We start from the raw sequence: 25,265 nt of genomic DNA on the forward strand, positions 1-25,265 counted from the left end.
GAAAAAAATGAGGAGGGAATGTTAATGCAGATAGGGGAAGATTCACTATTAATAGATGCCGTAAGAGGAGCAGTTGACTCATATATTAGAATGATTAACGAAGCTGAAAGAGATAATCTTATTGGGAAAGCAATTATTAAGCCTGAATGGTACTATTATATTGACCCGGATAATGATGATTTTGTTATATTACTTGTAGTTAGAGGAGTTCAGGAAAAAGTGACGCTAAAAAAAGGCGAGTGGAAATCCTACCAAACCAATATGCTTGGAAATGAAAAATTAATGCAATTAGCGAATAGATTGAGTTAGTCAGTAAATATATTCTACTATAAAACCCAGTATAAATCCGTGTAAAAGGGTTTGCTTATGAGTGATAAACCCAACATACATTAATGTTGGATCAGAGAAATTCACACTTATTAGCATTTGAAATCATAAGTTAAATGAGCTTTTAAGAAGTCCCCTTTTGTCAGCAAAGAGAGTGAACATGACATATCGGATTGACTCATTTTCATTAACCAAGTTTCTAAACAGCCTCCAGCCCTTCCACTCTCCCTCGTCTCTTACCAACCACATAAACCACACAAGTAACAATAAAACAACTAAACCCCGGCGACCAACCATCCGGAATCACCAAATAAAACACCATCCCAATCCCCAAAACAACCAACGCCTCACGATTAAAATTAGACTCCCCACTCGCCAGCCTCACAAGCGCACTCTCAGAAATCCTCCCTTTCCTAATAACCAAATAATCAGCCACCACAATCGCCGATATCGGAATGATCAGGATCCCGAGATAAGAAATATACTCCTGCGCATTATAAACCAGCTGCGGAAAGGAACTTAAAATAATCCCTGCGACACTAAACAACAGTGCACTTTGAATCCGCGACAGGGACGGAAGTGCGTTAAGCAAACTGTATCCGCCCGTATACGCATTACTAAGATTAATAGATATCATAGACACCATCGCACAAGCCGTGATCACCAAGAGAAGCAGACTAGAGTCGGTCAGTTGACTCGCTGCCACAAATGGATTCAAATCTTTGAACAAGCTGGCACTCAATCCTCCAAGCAGTGCGGTCATCATGAATCCGACGACGTTTCCTGCATATAAGCCCCAGAATCCGTGGCGGTCGCTTTTGCTGTAGCGGGTGATGTCGGATGATGCGCTGACGCCTGAGATGTATTGGACGAAGACGAGGCTTGAGTAGAATAGGAACGTTCCGATGGAGAATGGTTCCTGGCCTTGGCTTAGTGTTGTGAGGGAATCGGCTCCTTTTGTTAGGAATAGGTACAGGATGATTCCCTGACCGATCACTAGTATCGGAATGAATAGTTTAGTAGCTTTCTTGACGGCTTCGAAGCCGATGAGGGCTAGAAGGGTCATGATGATAGCCAGTCCAATGGCAACAGGAATGAATGGAATTGTATAGGGTGTTACTTTTTCCACCATGGAGATGATGACGAAGGTTCCTCCGATGGTTTGGACGCTGAACCAGTAGAGGGACGTCAGGGACCGGATGGGGGATGCGATGAGCATCGACAGCCGGGTTCCGATGATGGATCGCAGGACGTATTGGGCGGGCAGGCCGTAGCGGGAGCCCGGAAGAGAAAGGAATGATACGAATAGGAAGGCGACGCTTGCTCCAAGTACGGTGGAGATGAAGGCTGCCTGAAAGGATAATCCCCCTTCAAGGACGGCCAGAGCCGGGATGAGGAAGTTTCCTGCGTTCACGGAGAAGGCGAGCTGTATGATGAAGTATTCGATCCATGTAGTTGATTTTAATTGTGGTGGGACCTTTTCTAGTCCGAGTCTTTCGATCATGGGTTGTTTCATGGAATAATCTCCTTTGGGTATACTAAGATGCATCGTTTCTATTTTAAAGAATTTTTGGAAAAAAGCGAAGAAATAATCATTAAAATTTTTAAAGAAAAATAGAGATATTTCCTTATTTATTTGTTAGAATGTAAGTGCTTACAGGGTGAGTAATTGCCCTTCGCTATTATAGATGAATAGTGTTATATTTAGGAAGTAAATGCTCCAAGGAGCAATAGTGCATTTAGGAGGTTGGCTTAGTATGCGTATTGGTGTACCAACGGAAATTAAAAATAATGAAAATCGGGTGGCTATGACTCCCGCAGGTGTTGTGAATCTGGTTCTTTTTGGACATGAGGTTTACATTGAATCAGGAGCTGGATTGGGCTCAGGATTCACAGACGAAGATTACGTAGCAGCAGGTGGACACATCGTTGATTCTGCAGCGGAAGCATGGTCCATGGACATGGTCATGAAGGTAAAAGAGCCACTTCCAAGTGAGTACTCTTATTTCCGAGAGGGACTTATCTTATTTACATATTTACATCTTGCTCCAGAACCTGAATTAACGAAAGCATTAATCGATAATAAAGTGATCGGAATCGCGTACGAAACGGTTGAACTGAATCGTGCCCTTCCATTATTGACTCCAATGAGTGAAGTGGCTGGACGTATGGCGACTCAAATCGGTGCACAGTTCTTAGAGAAGATCCACGGTGGTAAAGGTGTATTACTTTCAGGTGTCCCTGGGGTTCGCCGCAGTAAAGTAACGATCATCGGTGGAGGAGTTGCCGGTACGAACGCAGCGAAAATGGCTGTCGGTCTCGGTGCCAACGTAACGATCCTTGACCTTAACCCGGATCGCCTTCGTCAGCTTGATGATATCTTCGGTAGCGACGTAACAACGCTTATGTCCAACCCATTAAATATCGAACAAGCTGTAAGAGAAGCGGACCTTGTCATCGGAGCTGTTCTGATTCCAGGAGCGAAAGCACCTAAATTGGTAACAGAAGACATGATCAAAGCGATGACGCCAGGATCTGTTGTAGTCGATATCGCCATCGACCAAGGTGGAATCTTCGAAACAACGGACCGCATCACGACTCATGACGATCCAACTTACGTGAAGCACGGCGTTGTACATTATGCCGTTGCCAACATGCCTGGTGCCGTACCTCGTACGTCTACTATCGCACTTACAAACGTAACAGTACCTTACGCGGTTCAAATCGCAAACAAAGGCTACAAAAAAGCGTGCTTAGACAACGAAGCGCTATTAAAAGGTATCAACACGTTGAACGGATATGTGACATACCAAGCTGTAGCCGAAGCACACGCTGTAGACTACTCAGATACAAGAACACAATTAGAGCAACAATAACACCACGAAGCCGACTGCATGGGAATGTTCAGTCGGCTTTTTTTTATGTAAATATAGGAGAGATTTTTAAGCCCTCAGTGTTATGTCCTTATGGTGATTGGAGTGCAATACTTTACATAAAAAAATGAGGTATACAGAAAAAGCCACATCCTGAAATGTGGCTTTTTCTGTATATCTTACTCTATTCGAGATTAGCGTGTTTTCCATACATTTTAGTAGAATCCAACCCTTTTTTCTCCATGAAGCGCAGGATGATGGCATCATAAAATAACAACATCGTTTGCTCAAATAGAGAGCCCATTGGCTGGATCGTTTTGTAATCACCTTCGGACTGGTCTTTCGTTACTCCTGGTAATGTAACGGTCAGATCAGCTAATTCTCCAATGGTTGATTCAGGAGAAATGGTTATTGCTGCGACGGTACCTCCCAAGCTTTTAGCTTTTTCAGCAATGGCCACTAACGTTTTGGTTTCTCCTGAGCCTGATCCAATGATTAATAGATCATCCTTTTCTAAGTTGGCTGTTACTGTTTCCCCAACGACATAGGCATCAATCCCCATGTGCATCATACGCATCACAAAAGATTTCCCCATCAATCCAGATCTGCCAGCACCAGCGACAAAGATTTTCTTGGATTCTAGAATCAGGTTTACTAATTTCTCTGCCTCTTCATCAGAGATTAAGTGCACTGCTTGTCTTAATTCTTCAACGACTTTGGCTAAATATTGAGTAGACTTCATCGTTTCATTACCCTTGGTGAATTAATTCCTGCATTTCACGTGCAGTCGCTCGTTTATCTTCTTTGCTTGTAATCCCGCCACCTACAATGATGAGGTCAGGCTGTTCTTTAATAACTTCCGGTAGTGTTTCTAATTTGATTCCACCGGCAATGGCAGTTTTGGCATTTTTTACAACGTTTTTGATCGTGTGTAGATCTTCAAAGGAATTTTTTCCTACAGCTTGCAGATCATAACCTGTGTGTACACAGATATAATCGGCACCAAGTTCGTCCAATTCTTTCGCACGGGCTGCAACGTCTTTCACGGCGATCATATCAACAAGGATTTGTTTCCCTTGTTTTCGGGCTTCTTCTACTGCGCCTTTGATTGACTCGTCTTCTGCCGTTCCAAGAATCGTAATGATGTCAGCACCCGCAGCAGAGGCTTGGCTTACTTCATATCCAGCTGCATCCATAATTTTTAAGTCAGCTAATACGGTTAAGTCAGGGAATGCTGCTTTTACTTCTTTCACTGCTTTTAGGCCTTCATTGATCACCACGGGTGTACCAATTTCTACAACATCAATATATTCTTCTACCTCTTTTACTAATGCAATGGCTCCTGGAATATCCACAAGATCTAATGCTAATTGTAACTTCATCTATATTCGCTCCTTATAATAAATTTTAATTGGTTATGCTAAGTGTTGTCATGAGAATGTATTTACTCACTAGCATGTTGTTTAGTATAATCAGTATGTAAATAAATTTAAAGTACGCACTTTTATCGCATATAGTGACAAAAAGTATACTATTGGATGAAATAAAGGGAGTTGACGTAAATGCCAAATTTAGGAGAGAAAAATTTTAACTGTGAGAAAGAATTAACGCTCGCAGTAATCGGTGGTAAATGGAAAATGTTAATTTTATGGCATCTAGGCAAGGAAGGAACGAAACGATTTGGTGAATTAAAGTCCCTTATGCCGGGAATTACCCAAAGAATGCTTGTAAACCAATTACGCGAACTTGAAGATCATTTAATCGTACACCGAGAAGTTTATCCTGTAGTCCCGCCTAAAGTTGAATACTCACTTACCGAGCATGGTGAAAGACTTTTACCGATTTTAGAGGCTATGTATGAGTGGGGCAAAGATTATGTCGAGAATGTATTGGAAAAGGAAACGGATGATCAATCAGCTGTAAAATAGAAAATCTCACTTACCAAGGGTTAACCTTGGTTTTTTTAATACTGTTTTTTTATATGAGTAGAGACTACAACTTAATTGCCACTACTCGCTTATTTTTATAAAATTGGGGTATAACATAAAGTAGCATACGAGAGTAAGGAAAATAGATAAGTTTATTTGGAGGAGATGCAAAATGAAGATTTCATACCATGGACATTCAGTAGTGAAAATCGAAACAAACGGAAAAACGATTTTAATCGATCCCTTTATCAATGGAAACGAACTGACGGATCTTAAAGTGGATGACGAGAAACCCGATGTGATCATCCTTACACACGGTCACAACGATCACGTAGGTGACACCGTCGAGCTTGCGAAAAAGAATGATTCGTTGGTAATCGCCAACCATGAACTGGCAACATACTTAAGCTGGCAATTAGTGAAGACCCATCCGATGCATGTCGGGGGAGCGTATGAATTTGACTTCGGAAAAGTGAAATTCACACAGGCTTTCCACGGCTCAGGTCTAATTACGGACGGCAATGAAATTATCTATATGGGAATGCCTGCGGGAATCCTCTTGATGATCGAAGGGAAAACAATTTTCCATGCTGGGGACACAGGCTTATTCTCAGATATGAAGCTGATCGGGGAGCGTCATCCGATCGATCTAGCCTTCCTTCCAATCGGAGATAATTTCACGATGGGACCTGAGGACGCGGCAACGGCTGCAAGCTTCTTAAAAGCGAAGAAAGTCGTGCCGATCCACTATGATACATTCCCGCCAATCAAGCAGGATCCGCATAAATTCATCGACATGCTCGAGGATTCTGAAGGACAAGTCATGAAGGCTGGAGATGTAATCGAATATTAAAAAGGTATGGGTGATGCATTTGCATCACCCTTTTTCTCATGTTTACACAATATCCTCCACTCTCTCGCATATACATGATACAAGCCTAGAGAGGAGGAAGAACGTTTGAAACAACGATACATCTTATGTTTACTCTTAGCAGGAGCATTTATCTATTATGGAGCTCCCCGCATGTCCATTTTTGCAGAAGGTCTTGAAGGGATCTTCGCCATCGGCTGGCTCGTACTCGCCACGTTTGTGGTAGCCGGAAACCTCGCAGCCCTTCTTTACACGCCTAAAGGAACAAGTAAGGGCAAGAAGTTGAAATCGAAGCCGGTGCGGAAAGTGAGATCAAGGTCGTATGGATAAATTTTTTAAGAAAGTGGTGTTTGTTTAAGGTGAACCTCTCAAGTTGATTGGAGCGAGCACCTGGAGCGGAAATCAACCTGCACTCTCTCTGTACAAAAGCATCAAAGTTCTCCCAATCAATGGGGCTTACACCAAAGTAAGCCCCGATTAAATTGAAACACCACGCTTTTCACATTATAATAAACATATGAAGCAGGACGTTATAAAGAAGGGTGAAAAGCTTGGCTACTAAACACGAACAAATATTAGACTACATAGATACCTTGCCAGTCGGTGAAAAAATCTCCGTCCGCCAAATTGCAAAAGCACTGAACGTGAGTGAAGGCACCGCGTACAGAGCGATTAAAGATGCGGAAACCAAAGGATATGTCAGTACCATCGAGCGGGTTGGTACGATCCGGATCGAACAAAAGAAGAAAGACAACATCGAAAAGCTCACCTATGCAGAAGTGGTCAATATCATTGATGGACAAGTTTTGGGTGGAAGAACGGGACTACATAAAATGCTCAATAAGTTCGTCATTGGAGCGATGAAGCTTGAAGCCATGATGAGATACACGGAAGCGGGGAACCTGTTGATCATCGGGAACCGGACCCAGGCCCATGAGCACGCACTGAGAGCCGGGGCAGCCGTTCTGATCACCGGGGGATTCGATACAGAAGATCATGTCAAGAAGCTTGCAGACGAGCTCGAACTTCCGATCATTTCTACTTCCTACGACACCTTTACAGTGGCGACCATGATCAACAGGGCGATTTATGACCAGCTGATCAAAAAGGAAATCGTATTGGTGGAAGATATTTTAACAAAAGCGGATGACACGGCTTACCTGCATATTAATGATACGTTGGAGGAATGGTACGAAAAAAATCAATATACATTCCACAGCCGTTTCCCGGTTGTCGATAACAATCTGAAAGTGCATGGCATGGTCACATCAAAAGACGTCATGGGGCAGGAAAAATATACGGGCATCGATAAGATCATGACCAAACAACCGATCACCGTCAGCCCGAATACAAGCGTTGCCTCAGCCGCCCATATCATGATCTGGGAAGGAATCGAATTACTCCCCGTCGTCAATGAACAAAACAGGCTCCAGGGAATCATAAGCCGTCAGGACGTATTGAAGGCACTGCAAATGATCCAAAGGCAGCCACAGGTCGGGGAAACGATTGATGATTTGATCAGTAACGGAGTAGAAGCAGCCGCTGAGAAGAAAGGCGATAAAGAAGTCTACCTTTTTGCGGTGACTCCTCAGATGACCACGGGAATTGGTACGATCTCGTATGGCGTCTTCACGACACTCATGACAGAAGCGGCCAATCGTTCATTGAAGCCCTTCAAAAAAGGCGATATCGTCATCGAAAACATGACCATCTATTTCATCAAGCCTGTCCAAATGGAGAGCATGCTCGAAATTCACCCAAAAGTGCTCGACGTCGGAAGAAAATTTGGTAAAGTGGATGTAGAAGTATATTGTGAAGGTGTAATGGTCGGAAAATCCCTGATGATTTGCCAGCTAATTGATCGTCATTAGTTCACTTTATTAACAACCCAAGTAAATGTAGTGATTAGTATGTATTTGGAAGTATTAGTTAAACAGATAATACTAATGTTGATTGGAGCGGAAGATGCTCGACTCCTGCGGGAATAGCGGGAAAGTTGAGACCCCGCAGGGCAAAGCCCGAGGAGGCTCAACTCACGCCCCGCGGAAAGCGAGCATCTGGAGCGGAAATCAACCACTACTCGCTCATTAAAAAGTACCAACAAACAAAAAAAGACTAGATAATCCATCTAGTCTTTCGTACCTTATTGGTTATCCAGTTCTTTAGCTTCCCTCTGAGCATAAGGAAGCACATGCTTGTACAGCTTATACCCAGCCCAGCAGCTTCCAAGTCCAATCAGGATGAAAAGACCGCCAATAAAATATGTCAGCGTTCCAGGGAATAAAAACAGCTGATTGATTCCAAACAAGGCAACAAATAGCCCTAGTGCGATGCTTGCCTTCGCCGATAACCATTTCTTTTCCATTGGTCGATTCGTTCGAACCTGTCTGATTTTATAAAAGACATAAAACGTGAATGTTACGACAATCAGTAGTGCGAGAAAATACATAGTTTTGTCCTCCATCGTTGACTTCTCTCGCTACTATTTTACAGATATCAGGACAGAATGCCAAATAAAAAATCCACTACAAAGGAGATTCCCATGAAAGAACAAATACTGGAACTCATCAAACAATATGAAACCATCATCGTACATAGACATGTTCGCCCGGATCCTGATGCATACGGCTCCCAGGGAGGACTGGTGGAAATGCTGAAAACGTCCTTCCCGGATAAAAAGATATATGCCGTCGGGCAAGAAGATGAAAGTCTTCATTATTTAAAACGCCTGGATGTCATTGAAGACCATGTGTTCGAAGGAGCTTTAATCATCGTTTGCGATACGGCGAATGAAGAACGGATCTGTGACCGTCGTTATAAGTTAGGGGATAAGCTCGTGAAAATCGATCATCACCCCAATGAAGATGCATACGGAGACTATTTATGGATCGATACATCCGCAAGCTCAGTAAGCGAAATGATTTATGAATTCTACTTGTTCGGTAAGGATAAAGGACTCACGCTATCCGATGAGGGCGCAAGACTTTTATTTGCCGGGATTGTAGGGGACACGGGAAGATTCCTTTATCCGAGTACAACCCAGAATACGTTTGATATTGCAGGCGAATTGATTCGCTTTGATTTTGACCGTAATGAACTATTCAATAAAATGTACGAGATCGATGCCAATGTCATCAAGCTGCACGGATATGTCCTTCAAAACTTTGAAATGGACGGGGATGGCTGTGCAAGCATGATCATGACGAAAGAAATTCTTGAAGAGCATCAGGTCATTCCTTCAGAAGCGTCTTTACTGGTCAGTACATTGGGGAACGTAAAAGGCATCAAAGCGTGGGTCTTCTTCATTGAAGAAAGTGATCAAATCAGGGTCCGTCTGCGTTCAAAAGGACCGGTCATCAACACCATCGCCAAAAAATACAACGGCGGCGGGCATCCATTGGCTGCAGGGGCTTCGATTTATTCATGGGAAGAAAAAGAAGAAGTGATGAAAGATTTAAGAGAAGTGTGCAGGAATCATCGATAAGTCTTAAGAGGAGCTGGCAGATGCCGGCTCCTCTATTTAATGTTCTAAAAATCGCCCACTTCAAATTTAATTGGGGTGTAAGTGGTTCGTACAGTATAAACCTGTTCAAGCTCCGGTCCATTGACTGGAGTGTTTTTTTGTTCTTCCCCTGTAAAATAGGCTTTTTTATCAGTAACAATACCCAGCAAGATCACATAAATTGTTTGGGAGTGTTCACATTTTAGTGAATGTACCTAAATGACAGAAATTTTTTCTTAGAAAGCTCAATTGTTTTTGTTCCTTATTGAGAGTGACATTGGGTAATTTTTTGGGGAGGTAATGAAATTGATGAATCATTTTCACAATGAACTTCAAAATCTGAATGTAGGTGATTTCCAGGCAACACAGCCTGTTTCATGGGATCAAAACATGTATGATCCGAATGACGAACGACTCTTTCTTGGATTTGGAGGCTGTTTCGGCGTTGGTTTCTCATGCTTCTTTAGCTGTTTTGGTTGTGGTGGCTGTGGTGGATGCTTCCGTTGCGGCGGGTGCGGAAGATGCGGCGGAGGTGGCCGGTGTGGCGGCTGCGGCAGATGTGGACGATGCGGCCGTTAATCAGCTTTTAGAATTTCGTGTTCAACATGATCCCTGTACGAGTCAGTGCAGGGGTCTTTTTTTATACATAAGGGACAAAGTGAGACTCATACGATGATAATGATAGTCACATTAGCGGGTGTAAGGAGGAGCGCTATGGAAAAATTGGACCCTTCTATGCGTTTAAAAGTAATGAGGGATACGTTTTATCTCCCTGAACCAAACAGCGGTGTTTTCTTTAGGAATAACCAATGCTCTTTCCGCATGGAGGGAAGTGGAATTGATCAATGGGTTGAGAAGCTGCTTCCGATGTTCAATGGGGAGTACTCCCTTGAGTATTTGACGAACGGACTGCCTGTACCTTATAAAAACAGGGTCATGGAAATAGCAGAGGTTTTGCATAAAAATGGATTTGTTCGGGACGTAAGCAAGGATCTGCCACACCAGCTGCCCCAACATGCAGTGGAAAAATTCGCATCACAGATTGAATTTGTCGATAGTTTGGCAGGTTCGGGCGCATCAAGGTTTGAAACCTACCGCGGGGCCAATGTCCTGGCAGTGGGGTCTGGTCCTTTTCTGACTTCACTCGTTTCATCGCTGATTGAATCGGGATTGGCTAAGCTGCAGGTGCTCTTGACCGATGAGGTACCGACGAATAGAGGCCGGCTGCAGGAACTCGTGGAACATGCGCGTAAAACGGATCCGGAGGTAGAGCTCCAGGAAGTCGGATTCAGTGAAGACGGATGGCGGGAGACCCTGAAGCCCTTCGATTCCATTTTATATGGTAGTCAAAACGAAAACCTTGAGGAATTGGAGCTCATTCATGCCATTTGCCGGGCTGATAAGAAGTTGTTTATTCCGGCGATTTGCAACAGGCAGACAGGAATCGCAGGACCCATCATCCACCCTGATTCCGAGGCGGGTTGGAAATCTGCTTGGAGGCGCATTCACACTACAGCCTTACGAAAAGAAGATCAGGTTTCGATCGAATCGGCGATCCCTGGAGCGATGCTTGCGAACATAGTCGTCTTTGAACTATTCAAAGAGATAACGGGAGTGACAAAATCAGATCAGCGAAATCGAATCTTTCTGCTGGATACAGAAACGCTTGAAGGAAGCTGGCATTCCTTTTTACCTCATTCCTTGGAGATTGGATATTCAGGAGCTGAAGGTGTTCAGAATGTGGAAACACGGATAGAACAGGTTTCAGAAAGATCTGACCCTGAAAAAGTGTTGTATCTCTTTACTCTGCTGACGTCTAAAGAGACGGGGATTTTTCATGTGTGGGAAGAAGGAGATACGAAGCAGCTGCCATTGGCTCAATGCCGTGTCCAGCCGGTCGATGTCCTGTCCGAGGGCCCTGCCGAACTGTTGGATGAGGTGATCTGCAGTGGCTTGACCCATGAAAAAGCACGCCGGGAAGCAGGGTTAAGGGGGATAGAGAGATACGCTTCAAGATTGGCCAGTTTGATCGTTCCTCGAGAGACGGGTGAATATATGGCCACCTGCACAGGAGCGACGTTTGCAGAATGCGTCGGCCGCGGTCTTCGGGAGTGTTTGACTGATGGGCTGAGGAAAAGAGAATCGGTTCAAAGCAGCACGATTTCCCGTCTTGAATTGGATAGGATTGAGGATGAAACATGCCGGTATTATTTACAGGCACTGACCACCATGCAAGGAAAGCCGGAAATCGGATTAGGGGAGGATTTGGCTGGATTTCCTGTCGTCTATGTTCGTGGAAGGAATGGCTGGTATGGGAATACCGATTTCACGATCACCATGGCACTGAGGCACTCTCTTAAGCATGCACTCTTTCAAGCCCAGAACGATAAGGAGGCTTTCGACGCAAAACCGGTTGTTGTTGCAATAGAGCAAGGAAAGCCAGAAAAAATCACCATTCCAGCCAGTGAAGACACACCCCAGCCCCTGAAAGAAGCAATCGAAACCTTAAAAAGGAATCAGAAGCAGGTAGTGGTATTTGAACTGAATATTGAGCCCGTTTTTAACCAGGAGCTCGGAGGCGTGTTTGGTGTGCTGCTGCGAGAGGAGGAAACCTGATGAATTCTTTCGTGGTGATTGTGGGGGATGGGCTGCTTGCGGACCTTGTATGTTCACAAATTTCAGCGCGGTATCCCGTTTTCCGGCAAGAAAACGTTGAGAAAAAGTTCCCGGCACAGACAGATTTGGTACTGACACTTGATGATACATGGAATCCGGCTGTGCATCAAATGGCGGAAGAAGTGATGCGGCAGTCGTCTATCCCATGGCTGAGAGGCTTTGTTTCGTTTGGAGAGGGAATCATCGGCCCACTGGTTCATCCGAACACACCAGGATGCTCACAATGTGCCGATTTGAGACGTCTCCTTGGAGGAAAGGAACGGAATGAGATGCGGGAGGTACAGGAAAAACTCGCTGAAGACGGTGGAATCTCGAAAGATCCATGGGCTTCGAATACCGGGTTAGTGCATATGACTCATATCATCGCAGCAGAAGTTGGCCGGGTCCTTGAAGGTGCAAAGCCACATTCCAAAGGACAGGTATGTTTAACCGACTTGAAAACATTGAACAGCTCCTGGCATTCCTTCGTTCCCGACTCATTATGCCATAATTGCAGCCCGATACCGGACGATTCGCCGGAGTTAGCTCGTGTTTCCCTCAAGCCCAGCCCGAAGATCCATGCCGGCAGTTTCCGCTGTACCCCCCTGGATGAACTGAAGAACGTCCTGATAAAAGACTATCTGGATAATCGGACCGGACTTTTCAACAGCAAGATGTATGACCTGGTGACGCCATTTGCAGATGCGAGTGTCAATATGCCGATGTTCTCCGGAGATGAAGGGACGGCCGGACGGACACAAGTCTACTCAGACAGCGAGCTGACAGCCATTCTTGAAGGATTGGAGCGTCACTGCGGCCTGGAGCCCCGGGGCAAACGGACAGTCGTCCATGATAGCTACCGACAGTTGGAGGAGCATGCACTGAATCCGCTGAAGGTCGGCGTCCACACCGAAGAAGAGTACGCGATGCCAGGTTTTCCATTTGAAAAGTTTGACCCTGACAGGGCTATTGACTGGGTGTGGGGTTATTCACTCATCGAAGAACGTCCGATTCTCGTCCCTGAGCTCCTTGCCTATTACAGTCTGGGCTGCAGCTCATCCGGTTTTGTTTATGAAACGTCCAATGGCTGTGCACTTGGAGGAAGCAGGGAGGAAGCGATTTTTTACGGAATCATGGAGGTGGTCGAACGGGACTCGTTCCTTTTGACTTGGTATGCCGAGCTCAACCTGCCGCGTCTTGATCCTCTTACATCAGGGGACGAGGAGCTGCAGTTAATGATCGAACGGATGAGGGCGGTCGCAGGGTATGATCTCTATTTATATAACTCCACCATGGAGCACGGAATTCCAAGCGTCTTTGCGATGGCCAAGAACAGGAAGGATAAGGGGTTGAATCTGATCCTCGCGGCAGGTGCCCATCTGGACCCAGTGAGAGCGGCAAAAAGCGCGATTCAGGAGCTCGCCGGGATGATGCTGAATCTGGATGAAAAATTGGAGAAGAACAAGGCGAATTATGAAAAAATGCTCGAAGATGATTCTCTAGTAAGGCAGATGGATGATCACGGCATGCTGTATGGATTGCCCCAGTCCGAGGAACGTTTCACCTTTTTACAGGATGACAGCCGACCTTCGCGAAGTTTCCAGGAGGAATTCAACTGGAGATCTCATCACACAGATCTGACGGATGACCTGAAGGACATTCTTGAAAGATTCCGAACCCGGAACCTTGATGTCATTGTGGTTGATCAAACCGCCCCAGAACTTGAAAAGAACGGACTATACTGTGTGAAAGTGTTGATTCCCGGCATGCTTCCCATGACATTCGGGCATCATCTCACCCGTCTGACAGGATTGGAAAGAGTCCTTAACGTCCCGGCGGAACTGGGATATGCCGACCGGCCATTGATCTATGAGCAGCTTAATCAAAAACCGCATCCGTTTCCTTAAGGTACTAGGAGGTAAGGAGGATGAGTCTGGAAGAATTTTTACACAATCTGCAATGTAATATCAATCGGGCCAATCAGCCAAACTGGGAAGTGGACTGGGAGGATGCCCCTCTCCCTTACAAGCTTTACCGGGGGCTGCGGGTTGTGCCATTGTCTTTGGAAGTACCTGTGTCACTGTTCGAGAGCCAGCCGCCGTCAACACCCGATTTAGAAAGAATCGGGCATTTTCTCTGGTATGTCTATGGCATCACCGGGGTAAGCCAGTCGGTGGATCCCGATGACTCCGAGCATCGGGAGTCTTACCCCATCCACTCCTATCGGCGGTTTGCTCCATCAGGAGGGGCGCTGTATCCGAATGAACTATATATCTATTTAAAGTTGGATGATTTGCCCGATGGAATTTACCATTATGATGTCGCCCACCATCGCCTCGTCCTGCTCCGGGAAGGGAATGTCGATTCGTACTTAGAACGGACATTTGGCAATCGCTGCGAGATTTCAACGTGTTTCGGCGCAGCCTTTGTTTCCACACGATTTTGGAAAAACTTCTTTAAATACAATAACTTTGCCTATCGGCTGCAGGGATTGGATGCCGGCGTCCTGATGGGGCAGCTGTTGGAGACGGCCAAACGGTTTGGATTCGAGTCAGGGGTATATGTTCAATTTCTGGATTCAGCGATCAATCGTTTACTTGGACTGACCGAGGAAGAGGAAAGCGTCTATTCCGTCATCCCGCTTTCAGTTGCTGCAACGAATTGGGCTGGAAACGGGAAAGGAGTGGAACGGGCATTCACCGCTAAAGAAGTATGCAGGGAGCTACCTGCTATTTCTGTGGAACTCTACGAAAAGTCTGAAAGAATTAGAGAGTTTCCTATGTTACTGGCAGCGAATGAAGCTTCTAAAATCGATTCAACCGGCGATTTTCAGAAACTCGGAAACCAACCGGCTTTTAGAAACGGAGAAAAAGAAATTCATCTGCCGGAGATCGAACCATTCTCCAATGATTTTGTTGAGATATGCAAAAATCGTTATTCCCCCGAAATGGATTTTGTCATGGGGAAGGTCAGTCAGCAGAGGCTTTCGACTATATTGAAAAAAGCCACTCAGTCCTACTCTTTTCGAAGTGACATCGACGAAGTTCCTTACGGAGATGAATCCCGTGTTTCGATTTTTGGCTGTTTATATAATGTGGAAGGCGTACCCAATGGCGCATACGAATATGATAGTGGCCGCCATTCATTACGGGAAATCAGCACAGGAGATTATCGTCTTCAGCTTCAATCGGGTCTGTCCCTTGATAACGTCAATTTGCTTCAAGTGCCGTTGTGCCTTCATATCATTGGAAACAAAGATTACTATCAAGCCCTGGGATACAGAGGCTACAGGATCATGCAAATGGAAGCAGGAATGCTTGTACAGCGCCTGCTTTTAGCCTCGTCTGCGGTCGGGTTAGGCGGACACCCGCTTCTTGGGTTTGATACGGCATTGACGGATAGAATGTACAAACTAGATTCAAAGGGTCAAACGACCTTGATTCAAATACCGATCGGACCATTTCGGGAGCGGGCTTGGATGAGGGGAAGTTTGATGAGTTGAGGAGGGGGGGCAATGGGGACGGGGTCACTTGGCTTTTAAAAGGAGCCTCGGTTTGATTCTTACAGATAAAGAAAATTCGATATTTTGGCACGATGATCGAATTTCTCGCATGAATGCATCTGAAACTCGCACGATTATTACGGAAGCCGCATGATTTTTCCAAATCCCGCACGTTAATTGTAAACCACGCATGAATCTTCGCTATACCCCTTTTCGAGGGGATAAGATGGAAGGACTGAAGGGTTGGAAAAGACTATTTTGAGGAAAAACTTTCAAAAAACGTCCCTTGTGCAGGCCATGGGGCGTTTTTTTGATGAAAATGAGGACGTTCCCCACTCGACTCGGATAGGAACGTCTCCAGTTAACCCTTGTTCAGTTAGAGGGCCATTTAATTGAGTAAGGGTATTGTGAATATTTGAAATTAACGGATAATAGTTGTTGAAGAACATGAGAAATAAGATGAAGCAACAAAACTTCTTAATGACTTCTTCAGGTATTTTAGGTTCGTAGGATCAACAACAGAATGATGCAAGTTAAGGAAAAAAGCGATAGGGCTAAGTGTTGTTTTCTTCAACCATTGAGATTATTCAAAAGGATAGAAGGGGGGAGAATGGATGGATCAGAAAAATATTAAATATCGAGTCTATACAAATTGGGCTAAATTTCTTGGATGTAACTATTCAGAATTGCTTGTTCCTAAAGTAAGTGTAATCCAGCATTCCGAGAGTTTAAATGGATATAATGGGTTTTACTGTTTCAACAATGGAACCTCATGTATGATATCCGCTCCTGTTAAATATGTGGGGAAGTTAGACAAAGCGGTAAGTGGACTTACACCCAACCAAGCATTTGATGCTGAATTGCTTGGTCATTCAATTGGTGATCAACATAAAAAAATCATTGGACCAGCCTTTCAAGGATATATAGATAATACTTCAGTTCTTCAAGCATCTTCTTCATCAGTGGTAGAGTATAAAACTGAACAGCACAGAACTTTACTTAAGGAATTGCGCGACTCATGTTCAGAAACTGATTGGCAACACAGTTCCATAGACGAGCAGAAGAGTCCCATTCTATTAAAGATACTTAACAAAAAAATAGTCGCAGCAGGTTCTTGGAGAAAAGGTGAGTCAGGTTTTTTTAGTATCGGGATCATTAGCCATCCTGCACATAGAGGTAAAGGACATGCAAAATCAGTTGTAAATGCCCTCACAAAGCGAGGATTATCCCGTGGTGCAACGATGCACTATCAAACTCTTGAATCAAATACCTCATCGGTTGCCATTGCTCATTCATTAGGATATGAGCGTTTAGGGAGGACCTTGGCTATTAGAATGAGTTAATGGACTTTAGTTATTCCAATATTCCATTATTGGGCAGGTTAATGGAATAAAGCCTATTAGTATAAAAAATGTTCGTATGGTAAGAACTGATAAAAAAGTTACCAAAAGGGTGGAAAAATGGAAAACTACACTAATGATAATACTGCTAGAAGATATAGAGCCCACGTTAGTATTCTTGGTACCACATAAATACACCTTAGAAACCCCTACATAATTGCTTGGTGGAGTGCAGCTTTTCCTGGTTTCGGGCATCTTCTGCTATCGAAATACCTTAGAGGATTTGTACTGTTCATTTGGGAAGTTATTGTTAATTTACAAGCCAACGTTAATTTAGCAATGATTTACTCTTTCAAGGCGAAATTGAAAAAGCAAAAGAAGTATTGGATACCCGCTGGTTATTGATTTATATACCAGTATATATATTTGGTATCTGGGATAGTTATCGGACAACTGTTGATATGAATAATATTTTTATATTGGCCTACCGTGAAGAACATCAGTTCAATTCCTTTAGTATCGGGGCGTTAGAAATTAATTATTTGGATAAGAGAAATCCTGTTATGGCTGTCCTGTGGTCAGCATTTGTACCTGGCTTAGGGCAATTATATATACACAGGATAGTGACAGCCTTCTTTGTCATCATCTGGGCTGTGCTCTTCTTTTATTATTCTCACGGATTGGAAGCAATTTCAAATTTATTTTCAGGAGAGATAAAACAGGCAACAGCAGTATTAGAACCGCAATGGTTATTGTTTTTTCCTTCTCTGTATGGGTTTGCTATTTATGATTCCTATATGAACACCGTGGAAAATAATAAGTTATACCATAAAGAACAACGCAAATATTTTTTGGAGAAGTACCAATCTCCATCTTTTATGGTACTAAAGGGACAGAAGGTGAAGTAAACATTGCAGCTCTTTTCAACATTCGAACATACCGTTCATATAGAACTGGCAGTTGCCACTTTGGAGAAAAAAGGTATTGCCAGTAAGAATATATTTATCGTTCCTTTAGATAACAACACGGAAGAGCGTAAGGTATTCGATAATATTCACCGCTCTGATGGAACTTTCATTGATTGATGTGGGAGCTGCACTAGCAACAGCTTTTTCAGTAATTGGTGCAAGCGTGGGATTTAAACTAGAATGGGGACCAATCTACTGGGGGTTAATTGGAGCAGCAGTAGGATTTCTGGCGGGTTTTGCTATTCGTCTTTTTACAGAAAAAGTGATAAAAAAGAGAAGAAGATTAATGAAAGGCTTTCATTCAGAGTTAATCTTGATAGTTGACTGTGAAGATTCTGAAGGGGAGTTAGTGGAGAATATATTGTTCAGCCACTATGCGTTAGGGGTGGCTAAAGTAAAGAAATCATACGATGTTCCATTATAGGGGGCGTTAATTCAAGAAAGATAAACGCTTTTTTAATGAATTTATTAAAAGGTGTAGCAGGCTCGTGGAAGAAGGTAATTAAAGACCGCAACGGAAGAACCGTTGGAATATAAAGGAATTGGCACTTTTTTATCATTAATGGGCTACTTGCAGGATTGAGTCCATTATGGATTGCTTCTAATTACTTTGCGGACCGTGAGTCAAGGAAACTGTCTCCTTGGTTCTTCGCCTTCTATATACGCTTAGAATCAGTCCTGCGGATATCATCTCCAGCAATATATGTGAACCTCCATAACTCATGAATGGCACGGAAACACCAGTGAGTGGAGATAAACCGAGATTCGTCAGTAGGCTTAGTATAAACTGAGCTGAAAAGACTGCAGCCAATCCTGTAATAAGAAATTTGCCATAAGGTGAATTCACACTTTTAGCGGTAATCGATATTCTACAAATAAAAAATATAACCAGGGATAAAGCCGTGATTGCGGCTAACCACCCAAACGAATAGATGATGAATGACAAAATGAAATCTGTATGGACCTCAGAAATGATTCTTGGGGTCACCTTTAGGGCACTTCCTATAAAATAAGCCTCTCCTATTTTATGATTTGTATAGGAGCTAACCATGGAATAATTATGATAATCCAACAAGTTCCAGATGGGCCATATAGAAGCAGTAAGGGTAAACGCTATAGTTTGCTTAAGGCTGGACCTTGACGTATGCATGATTGCTGCGCAGACAATGATGCTAATAATAGTAGCTGCGAAGGCTCCTGTAGTCGCCAATAAGACGATAGGTGTTGACATAATACCTATTCCAAACCAAGATTTTCGATTATCATTCCAATCCCAGGAATGAAAGATTCCTGCAAGAGCAATGACCAGTAGGAATGGAGTGATCTCAGTGAAATTAATAGTGGCAAAACCTACATTTAAAAATGGTACATCATCGACTCTAACTCCGATGAGAACGGTCAATAAGAGTATGAGGATTGTTGCCGCATAGAAGTGCTTGGAGTATTTCATCAATCTTCTGTAATCAAGCATAAATAGGCTTAGCATGAGCACGACACCCAACACGTAGAAGCCAAGACTTTTATTGAAAACTTTCAGTTCTTGAAGCTCTGTAAAAGCCGAATGAAATTGCAAATAATACATAACCAGCAGCCCAAATAGAGAAGCTGTCAGCACTGGCAGCAAGGTTTTCACATCCATTGGTGCTTTATGTGTTTTGTTAAGCTGCTTTCCCAAAACTCCTGCATCTCCCATACGTGCTAATGCTTGATCTATAGCCTCTTCTTCTGAAAGTCCCGTACTCATTGCCTCCTCTTTGAGCGTATGAAGGTGATCGTTAATTTCCAGTTTTATATGGGCATGTACATCCTTATTTTTAATCCGTTTACACAAATCTCTAATATACATTTCAAACTTATTATCTAATCCCATACGATTTTCTCCCCACTTAAAACTTCGTCAACAGCATTCTTGAAAACGGACCACTCTTCTTTTTTTTCTAGAATAAATTCTTTGCCCTGGTTATTAATCTTGTAATATTTCCTCTTTCTCTTTCCGGTCCCTTCGCCCCAGTAAGATACAATTAATTCTTTTTCCTCAAGGCTGTGAAGGATGGGATAGATCGTGCCTTCCTTAAAACTAAAAATTCCATTAGACTTCGATTCCAGTTCTTTGATAATTTCATAGCCGTACATTGGTTTAGAATTAAGCAAACTCAAAATAAGAGTAGTGGTACTACCCTTTAGCAATTCTTTGCTTATCTTCATAAAAAGTCCACCTTCCTGATGCATAGTAAATCTATGCATAGTTATTATATGTATAATTTATGATATAAATTAATTCCTGTCAATATGTCTATAAAGAAGAACGGCATGTTTTATATAACAAAGACTCATTAAGTAATTGTTAGAGCACATTCTTCTCATAAATTGCTTTTAATAGTTGAATGTGGTGTCAGTAAAAAAAGGATATGATTTTTATGTTTATGAAGCAAACATTGATTATTCAATAATCGGGGGAGTTGATCTAAGAAGGATTTACGATTTTTTTGTTGAAGTTATTGGATTAGGGGCAGGTTAATGGAAGATTCTGTTTAAGGTTAATTAATACTGTTACTAGTAAATAAAGCAGAGAACTGGTAGTTAGGTATAAGTGGGAGTTTCTATTGGAAGCCTTAAGGGCAGGTATAAATTATGTACACTTAGAATTTAAATCTGAAAAAATCACATTATCAGTGGCAACCTTTAATCAAAGAGCGATAAAACTATACAGAAAAGTTGGGTTTAAAGATGTAGAGACTTTTATGCAAGATAAAAATAGTAGTACATATGAGTTTCTAAAGATGGAGTATAAATGTCATTAACTCATCTTAATGTAACTGGAGAGAGGGTTGAAGAACGACTAATTGACCCGGCTATTCATGGGGACGGTTTTGTCGCTTCCTTTTATCGAAAAGGAAGCACAAGAACAGTCCCCATGCTTCCCGATGACTATGCAAGAAAGTCGAGAACCCGCTTGATCACAAGCTTCGTCGCGTCAGCATTGTATGAAGGTATGCTGCTGTCAGTGAAGAGATGTTCCTTGCCCTCATACAAAAAAAGCTCAGCGTGATTGGCAGACTCCACCAGTTCACGTGCCGCATTGATATCGCCGTCTTCAACGAAGAAAGGATCTTCATTCATGGCATGTATTTGCACAGGCAGGTCCGCTGGCCATGGAGATTCAAACTCCAAGGTCGGGAGGCAGGCATGGAAAAACAGTGCACCTCTTGAGCCTTCGCGGGTTTGAGCGAGCTGCTGTGCTGCCGGGACACCGAGTGAAAAACCAGCATAGACGACATCTCGCGAAAGGTCGCCGGCTGCCTGAATGCCACGCGCCATCACTTCTTCAAATCCGATTTCCTTCACATATCCTAAGCCTTCCTCCAGGGAGGAAAATGTTCGACCTTCAAATAAATCTGGCACATGCACTATATGCCCAGCATCTCTCAGCTGATCTGCGATTGATTCAATCCCCTTGGTCTTGCCTAAAACATGGTGTAACAACAAAACTTCTGCCATCATTTTCTCCCCCATTTAAATACGTCTTATGTATAAATTTCGACAAAAATACTGTTTGACCTGCCAGAACCTTAACTTCTTCCCCAAGGTCATAGATTTAATAGGAATTGTTAAATTCTTCTTGCGTTTAATCAGTTTTATTTGAAATGATTGGGATTTACAACGATACAGTCAGCATATTTAAAGGTGAAAAAGACCAAGGAGAAAACTATACCCACTTCCTTGGTCTTATTATAATGTGAAGCATTTAGTGAAATATAGTATCAAAAAAGTTAAGGGGATTTCTGTTAGTATAAGTATATAAGATTGTTCCACTAAAAGGCAGCTTAATGGAATAATATGAAACATACATAATCCGGTATCCGAATAACAATCGTGTGAATTTATTGAGAGAATTGTTTGAAATAAAAGGAAAACGACAAAATTTGTAGAATTATATTAGCATTAATAAATGAGGAAACGTTTCCATAAGGATGTGTTGGTGATGGTAACAATAAAGGAAGTTGCTAAAGAAGCTAAAGTTTCAATTTCCACTGTATCGAGAGTACTGAATAAGAGCGGATATACAAGTGAAAAAACGAAAGAAAAGGTTCTGAATGCAGTAAAGAAACTTAACTACCAAGGGAGTCTGGTAGCTGCTGCAATGAAGAAGAAACAGACATTAACTCTTGGTTTAATCATACCTGATATAAAGAATATATTTTATTCAGATTTGACTAGAACAATAGAAGATCGAGCAAATAGTCATGGATTTAACATCTTTTTATGTAATACAGATAACAATCTGCAGAAAGAAGCAGAGTATATACACCTACTGATCGCTAAGGGAGTCGATGGTATCATCTTTTCATCTCCAGAGGTTGATGATGGAAATATAAAAGAATTGAAGGAAAACTATCCTGAGCTACCAGTTGTCATATTAGGGGGGAAATTCCCGAAATTAATTCTTAATGAGATCGTAGTTGATAATGTTGATGGAGCATATAAAGCGATGAGACATCTTCTGGATTTAGGGCATAAGGATATTGCCTTTATCGGCGGGGACCTTGAAGCTTATGCATCAATCGAAAGGCACCAGGGGTACAAGTTAGCATTGAATGAACGAGGCGTGCCTATAAATGACGATTATGTGATTTTTGACAAGTTTTATATTCAAAGCGGGTATAAAAATGCAATGAGATTATTACAAAAAAATGATAGACCTACGGCAATCTTTGCGGTTAGCGATAGTGTTGCTGTAGGTGTCTACAAAGCTGCAAGGGAGTTAAATATAAGAATTCCAGAGCAATTATCAGTTGTTGGTTTTGATGATTCTCAATATGCGGAAATTTTGTCTCCTATGCTTACGACTATTCGTACTCCTATTAAAGAAATGGGTCAAAGGGCTATAGAAATCATGGTTAAAGCAATTAAGGAAAAGCAAATAATTAAAGAAACAGTCCTCTTTTATCCAAATCTAATTGAAAGGGAGTCAACTATGGCGATAGAAGCAGGTAATTCCAAAAGGATGACTTAGAATAATGTTTAAAAGACGTTTGATGATTCAGTGTTAATTAATATAATTTTATAAATTTTCAAAAAAATCATTGAAAGTGGTTTACTAAGTATGTATAATTTGATTTAAATAAGTGGAAACGTTTCCATCTTATTTAAATCATTTTTTTGTCTGAATACAATATATATTATTTACTCAACTAAATATCTTGGTATTTGTGCGATTAATAAGCTCCAAAATATACCTTTTATGTCCACAAACCTCCATAAAGCTCTAAAAAATAGCTTTTTATTCTATCTGGCTGATATCCAGATCGTAAATGTCAAAATCAAGTGGGATGGAATGAGGTCGTGTGGAAACGTTTCCAGAAATAGTCTTTTAACACTATCTGATATTCATTTACTGATCATTGATCAATCTAAACCATCTAAATTGATCTCATTTAAAATATACCTTTTGATTCATTCGAGGTATCAGACTAAATCACAACGATGAAAGGGGATTGTAATGTTCGACTACAACATATTTATTCAAGGGTTTCCCGGAAAGTCATCAACCCATGGGGGGGTAGGATGGAGTACAGTCACCTTATTGTCCCACAAGGACCAACACATTATTATTGATGTCGGCAGTTTCGGGGTCAGGCCATTAATATTAGATAAACTCGAAGCAAGAGGTTTATCTCCGAGTGACATATCGATGGTTTTACTGACACATACGCATTGGGATCATTGCGTTAATTGGACTATGTTTCCTAACGCGACCATCGTAGTGGGGCAGGCGGATATGAAGTGGGCATTAAACGAACCGCCTGGAGGATGGCATGTTCCTGAATTGTATGTGAAGGAATTAAATTCTTCTTCACAAATAAGGTTGGTCAACCATCTTGAAGAAATCGTTCCTGGGATTGTTGCGCATCAGACGGATGGACATTCACCGGGTCACTTGGCGTACACCGTAGACAATGGTGATTATAATCTGATATTCAGCGGGGATGCCGCTAAGAACAGGGCGGAACTCTTATCAAGGAATGCGGATATGACACTGAATCTATCAGAAAGCCAACAATCAATCGATTACCTTTGGAGATTGTGGAGAAAAAGGGAGAACAGTATTTTAGTACCTGGACACGATATCCCCATGAAACTTGTTAACGGGGAACCTGTTTATCTCCATGAAAGAAAAGCAGATTTGCAATACTGGTTTTCTGATACATTGGAGGATTATACAACGATCGAATTGGCAGATGAATCAGCGTTAGCTGAACAGACCAAGTAGGACTACCCATATTTCGAAAATATTTAAGGGGGTGTTCAATAAAAAAATGAAAAGGCTTACATGTATTTTCTTTCGCAAGTCAGCGTTTTAGTAATAGATAAAAATAATCGTTTGCCTGAAGAATTTAATCCAAACGAAATTGATATTGAAATTAAATGAGGTGTGAAAACAAATGAGTGATATAAAAAAGCAACGTGTGATCGTGACTGGCGGCTCTAAGGGACTTGGACGCGGAATTGCCCTGGCTTTCGCAGAGGCAGGTGCATCGGTGGTCATTGCTGATGTTGATACTGAAGCAGGCGAGCGCTGTGTGGAGGAGATCATCGAATCTGGAGGAGAAGGTCTGTTCGTCTATACGGATGTAGCGTCAAGTGAAGATGTGAAAAGCCTATTTGAGGAAGCCCGTCATTTCCAAGGCGGTATAGATGTGCTCGTTAACAATGCTGGTATTGGTCACGGGCCGCTCTCAGAAAGACACTTTCTGAAAACGGACTTCGCTATGTGGGAGAACCTCATGAATGTACACCTTAATGGACTTTACTACTGCAGCCAAATGGCAGCAAGGGCAATGGTCCACCAGGGTGAGGGCGGGAGCATTATCAATATGAGTTCTGGAGGGGCAACACGCGCCCATCGAAATCGTGTCGCTTACGATGCGACGAAGGGTGCAATTGAGGCCGCTACAAGAGCAATGGCACTTGATCTGGCTCCATGGAAAATTCGGGTGAATGCTGTGATGCCGGGCTCCATGTGGGTTGAAAACCGTACAGCAGTCGGAAATGAGTCTTCACCTGACCTTCTCATTCCACTCGGCAGGCTCGGAATGCCGCAAGACGTTGGGAATGGAGTTCGCTTCCTGGCATCGCCTGAAGCTTCATACATTACAGGTCATGTCTTAGCCATTGATGGCGGACTCACTTCTCAGCTCCGGGCGCCAAGTATGGATGCCGATGTTGCACTCTCTCTCGACGAAATCGATTTAGGGATGGCTTTAACCGGAAGCAAAGAGTAAATGCATTCCCGGACAA

General features: G+C 42.7%; 22 protein-coding genes and 2 pseudogenes. 17 read left to right on the plus strand and 7 right to left on the minus strand.

What is annotated here, in order from left to right:
* Positions 1–24: 24 nt before the first annotated feature.
* Positions 25–309, plus strand: a complete 285-nt coding sequence (locus tag RSX31_RS08965) for a hypothetical protein (protein ID WP_315634325.1) — start codon at positions 25–27, stop codon at positions 307–309.
* Between the two features lie 217 nt (positions 310–526).
* On the opposite strand, the gene RSX31_RS08970 is transcribed toward RSX31_RS08965, so the two are convergent.
* Positions 527–1,843: a purine-cytosine permease family protein gene (locus RSX31_RS08970; protein ID WP_315634326.1), complete on the minus strand. Its 1,317-nt coding sequence runs from the start codon at positions 1,841–1,843 to the stop codon at positions 527–529.
* Positions 1,844–2,084: 241 nt separating this feature from the next.
* Between RSX31_RS08970 and ald the strand changes: the two genes are divergently transcribed.
* The gene (gene ald, locus RSX31_RS08975) at positions 2,085–3,203 is read left to right on the plus strand and encodes an alanine dehydrogenase (protein WP_148970863.1); all 1,119 of its coding nucleotides are present in this window, start codon (positions 2,085–2,087) and stop codon (positions 3,201–3,203) included.
* 181 nt (positions 3,204–3,384) lie between these two features.
* Here ald and hxlB read toward each other — a convergent pair whose 3' ends face one another.
* Both hxlB and hxlA read right to left on the minus strand, forming a co-directional pair.
* Positions 3,385–3,942: a 6-phospho-3-hexuloisomerase gene (hxlB, locus tag RSX31_RS08980; RefSeq protein WP_315634327.1), complete on the minus strand. Its 558-nt coding sequence runs from the start codon at positions 3,940–3,942 to the stop codon at positions 3,385–3,387.
* Between the two features lie 7 nt (positions 3,943–3,949).
* The gene (gene hxlA, locus RSX31_RS08985) at positions 3,950–4,582 is read right to left on the minus strand and encodes a 3-hexulose-6-phosphate synthase (RefSeq protein ID WP_315634328.1); all 633 of its coding nucleotides are present in this window, start codon (positions 4,580–4,582) and stop codon (positions 3,950–3,952) included.
* A 180-nt stretch (positions 4,583–4,762) separates the two neighbouring features.
* Here hxlA and RSX31_RS08990 point away from each other — a divergent pair, with 180 nt between their 5' ends.
* From RSX31_RS08990 to RSX31_RS09005, 4 genes are all read left to right on the plus strand, one after another.
* Positions 4,763–5,128: a winged helix-turn-helix transcriptional regulator gene (locus tag RSX31_RS08990; RefSeq protein WP_148996044.1), complete on the plus strand. Its 366-nt coding sequence runs from the start codon at positions 4,763–4,765 to the stop codon at positions 5,126–5,128.
* A gap of 172 nt (positions 5,129–5,300) precedes the next feature.
* Positions 5,301–5,981 (plus strand): metal-dependent hydrolase, encoded by a 681-nt coding sequence (locus RSX31_RS08995; RefSeq protein ID WP_315634329.1) that lies wholly within the window; start codon positions 5,301–5,303, stop codon positions 5,979–5,981.
* Between the two features lie 105 nt (positions 5,982–6,086).
* Complete coding sequence (locus tag RSX31_RS09000; RefSeq protein ID WP_315634330.1) at positions 6,087–6,329, plus strand: hypothetical protein; 243 nt, start codon at positions 6,087–6,089, stop codon at positions 6,327–6,329.
* A 221-nt stretch (positions 6,330–6,550) separates the two neighbouring features.
* Positions 6,551–7,870: a DRTGG domain-containing protein gene (locus RSX31_RS09005; protein ID WP_148970858.1), complete on the plus strand. Its 1,320-nt coding sequence runs from the start codon at positions 6,551–6,553 to the stop codon at positions 7,868–7,870.
* 272 nt (positions 7,871–8,142) lie between these two features.
* On the opposite strand, the gene RSX31_RS09010 is transcribed toward RSX31_RS09005, so the two are convergent.
* Entirely contained in the window at positions 8,143–8,448 is a 306-nt protein-coding gene (locus tag RSX31_RS09010; protein WP_148970857.1) for a YtpI family protein, read from the minus strand.
* Positions 8,449–8,541: 93 nt separating this feature from the next.
* Here RSX31_RS09010 and RSX31_RS09015 point away from each other — a divergent pair, with 93 nt between their 5' ends.
* The 8 genes and pseudogenes from RSX31_RS09015 (at position 8,542) to RSX31_RS09050 (ending at position 18,390) form a co-directional block, all read left to right on the plus strand.
* Positions 8,542–9,483 carry a DHH family phosphoesterase gene (locus RSX31_RS09015; protein WP_148970856.1) on the plus strand — a complete coding sequence of 314 codons (942 nt, stop codon included), beginning with the start codon at positions 8,542–8,544 and terminating at the stop codon, positions 9,481–9,483.
* Between the two features lie 327 nt (positions 9,484–9,810).
* Positions 9,811–10,080, plus strand: a complete 270-nt coding sequence (locus RSX31_RS09020) for a heterocycloanthracin/sonorensin family bacteriocin (protein ID WP_148970939.1) — start codon at positions 9,811–9,813, stop codon at positions 10,078–10,080.
* Positions 10,081–10,215: 135 nt separating this feature from the next.
* Positions 10,216–12,117: a putative thiazole-containing bacteriocin maturation protein gene (locus RSX31_RS09025; RefSeq protein ID WP_315634331.1), complete on the plus strand. Its 1,902-nt coding sequence runs from the start codon at positions 10,216–10,218 to the stop codon at positions 12,115–12,117.
* Positions 12,117–14,063, plus strand: coding sequence for a TOMM precursor leader peptide-binding protein (locus tag RSX31_RS09030; RefSeq protein ID WP_315634332.1), 1,947 nt, complete (start codon positions 12,117–12,119; stop codon positions 14,061–14,063). Before RSX31_RS09025 ends, RSX31_RS09030 begins: the two co-directional genes overlap by 1 nt.
* Positions 14,064–14,083: 20 nt before the next feature.
* Positions 14,084–15,658, plus strand: a complete 1,575-nt coding sequence (locus RSX31_RS09035) for a SagB family peptide dehydrogenase (protein ID WP_315634333.1) — start codon at positions 14,084–14,086, stop codon at positions 15,656–15,658.
* Between the two features lie 614 nt (positions 15,659–16,272).
* The gene (locus tag RSX31_RS09040) at positions 16,273–17,001 is read left to right on the plus strand and encodes a GNAT family N-acetyltransferase (RefSeq protein ID WP_315634334.1); all 729 of its coding nucleotides are present in this window, start codon (positions 16,273–16,275) and stop codon (positions 16,999–17,001) included.
* Between the two features lie 117 nt (positions 17,002–17,118).
* Positions 17,119–17,906 (plus strand): annotated as a pseudogene (locus RSX31_RS09045) (hypothetical protein).
* Positions 17,907–17,909: 3 nt separating this feature from the next.
* A pseudogene (locus tag RSX31_RS09050) lies at positions 17,910–18,390 on the plus strand (hypothetical protein).
* Between the two features lie 177 nt (positions 18,391–18,567).
* On the opposite strand, the gene RSX31_RS09055 reads toward RSX31_RS09050, so the two are convergent.
* From RSX31_RS09055 to RSX31_RS09065, 3 genes are all read right to left on the minus strand, one after another.
* On the minus strand, positions 18,568–19,836 hold the full coding sequence (locus tag RSX31_RS09055; RefSeq protein WP_315634335.1) for an FtsW/RodA/SpoVE family cell cycle protein: 1,269 nt from the start codon (positions 19,834–19,836) through the stop codon (positions 18,568–18,570).
* Entirely contained in the window at positions 19,827–20,171 is a 345-nt protein-coding gene (locus RSX31_RS09060; RefSeq protein ID WP_256816753.1) for a PadR family transcriptional regulator, read from the minus strand. The genes RSX31_RS09055 and RSX31_RS09060 overlap by 10 nt, the downstream gene beginning before the upstream one ends.
* Positions 20,172–20,894: 723 nt before the next feature.
* A complete protein-coding gene (locus RSX31_RS09065) occupies positions 20,895–21,464 on the minus strand; it encodes a dienelactone hydrolase family protein (RefSeq protein WP_315634336.1) in 570 nt (189 codons plus the stop codon).
* A 484-nt stretch (positions 21,465–21,948) separates the two neighbouring features.
* Here RSX31_RS09065 and RSX31_RS09070 point away from each other — a divergent pair, with 484 nt between their 5' ends.
* From RSX31_RS09070 to RSX31_RS09080, 3 genes are all read left to right on the plus strand, one after another.
* On the plus strand, positions 21,949–22,980 hold the full coding sequence (locus RSX31_RS09070; RefSeq protein WP_315634337.1) for a LacI family DNA-binding transcriptional regulator: 1,032 nt from the start codon (positions 21,949–21,951) through the stop codon (positions 22,978–22,980).
* A gap of 486 nt (positions 22,981–23,466) precedes the next feature.
* On the plus strand, positions 23,467–24,237 hold the full coding sequence (locus RSX31_RS09075) for an MBL fold metallo-hydrolase (protein ID WP_315634338.1): 771 nt from the start codon (positions 23,467–23,469) through the stop codon (positions 24,235–24,237).
* Between the two features lie 172 nt (positions 24,238–24,409).
* A complete protein-coding gene (locus RSX31_RS09080) occupies positions 24,410–25,249 on the plus strand; it encodes an SDR family NAD(P)-dependent oxidoreductase (protein ID WP_315634339.1) in 840 nt (279 codons plus the stop codon).
* Positions 25,250–25,265: the final 16 nt, after the last annotated feature.

Source organism: Rossellomorea yichunensis (assembly GCF_032337515.1).
Taxonomy (GTDB): Bacteria; Bacillota; Bacilli; order Bacillales; family Bacillaceae_B; genus Rossellomorea; species Rossellomorea yichunensis.

Excerpts from the sequence above, each read along its gene's own strand:
- RSX31_RS08995 (WP_315634329.1), top strand. The coding sequence starts at position 5,301 with ATGAAGATTTCATACCATGGACATTCAGTAGTGAAAATCGAAACAAAC.
- RSX31_RS09075 (WP_315634338.1), top strand. The coding sequence starts at position 23,467 with ATGTTCGACTACAACATATTTATTCAAGGGTTTCCCGGAAAGTCATCA.
- RSX31_RS09040 (WP_315634334.1), top strand. The coding sequence starts at position 16,273 with ATGGATCAGAAAAATATTAAATATCGAGTCTATACAAATTGGGCTAAA.
- RSX31_RS08965 (WP_315634325.1), top strand. The coding sequence starts at position 25 with ATGCAGATAGGGGAAGATTCACTATTAATAGATGCCGTAAGAGGAGCA.
- RSX31_RS09020 (WP_148970939.1), top strand. The coding sequence starts at position 9,811 with ATGAATCATTTTCACAATGAACTTCAAAATCTGAATGTAGGTGATTTC.
- RSX31_RS08970 (WP_315634326.1), bottom strand. The coding sequence starts at position 1,843 with ATGAAACAACCCATGATCGAAAGACTCGGACTAGAAAAGGTCCCACCA.
- hxlB (WP_315634327.1), bottom strand. The coding sequence starts at position 3,942 with ATGAAGTCTACTCAATATTTAGCCAAAGTCGTTGAAGAATTAAGACAA.
- RSX31_RS09030 (WP_315634332.1), top strand. The coding sequence starts at position 12,117 with ATGAATTCTTTCGTGGTGATTGTGGGGGATGGGCTGCTTGCGGACCTT.
- RSX31_RS09070 (WP_315634337.1), top strand. The coding sequence starts at position 21,949 with ATGGTAACAATAAAGGAAGTTGCTAAAGAAGCTAAAGTTTCAATTTCC.
- RSX31_RS09080 (WP_315634339.1), top strand. The coding sequence starts at position 24,410 with ATGAGTGATATAAAAAAGCAACGTGTGATCGTGACTGGCGGCTCTAAG.
- RSX31_RS09025 (WP_315634331.1), top strand. The coding sequence starts at position 10,216 with ATGGAAAAATTGGACCCTTCTATGCGTTTAAAAGTAATGAGGGATACG.
- RSX31_RS09035 (WP_315634333.1), top strand. The coding sequence starts at position 14,084 with ATGAGTCTGGAAGAATTTTTACACAATCTGCAATGTAATATCAATCGG.
- RSX31_RS09055 (WP_315634335.1), bottom strand. The coding sequence starts at position 19,836 with ATGGGATTAGATAATAAGTTTGAAATGTATATTAGAGATTTGTGTAAA.
- RSX31_RS09010 (WP_148970857.1), bottom strand. The coding sequence starts at position 8,448 with ATGTATTTTCTCGCACTACTGATTGTCGTAACATTCACGTTTTATGTC.
- hxlA (WP_315634328.1), bottom strand. The coding sequence starts at position 4,582 with ATGAAGTTACAATTAGCATTAGATCTTGTGGATATTCCAGGAGCCATT.
- RSX31_RS09065 (WP_315634336.1), bottom strand. The coding sequence starts at position 21,464 with ATGGCAGAAGTTTTGTTGTTACACCATGTTTTAGGCAAGACCAAGGGG.
- ald (WP_148970863.1), top strand. The coding sequence starts at position 2,085 with ATGCGTATTGGTGTACCAACGGAAATTAAAAATAATGAAAATCGGGTG.
- RSX31_RS08990 (WP_148996044.1), top strand. The coding sequence starts at position 4,763 with ATGCCAAATTTAGGAGAGAAAAATTTTAACTGTGAGAAAGAATTAACG.
- RSX31_RS09060 (WP_256816753.1), bottom strand. The coding sequence starts at position 20,171 with ATGAAGATAAGCAAAGAATTGCTAAAGGGTAGTACCACTACTCTTATT.
- RSX31_RS09015 (WP_148970856.1), top strand. The coding sequence starts at position 8,542 with ATGAAAGAACAAATACTGGAACTCATCAAACAATATGAAACCATCATC.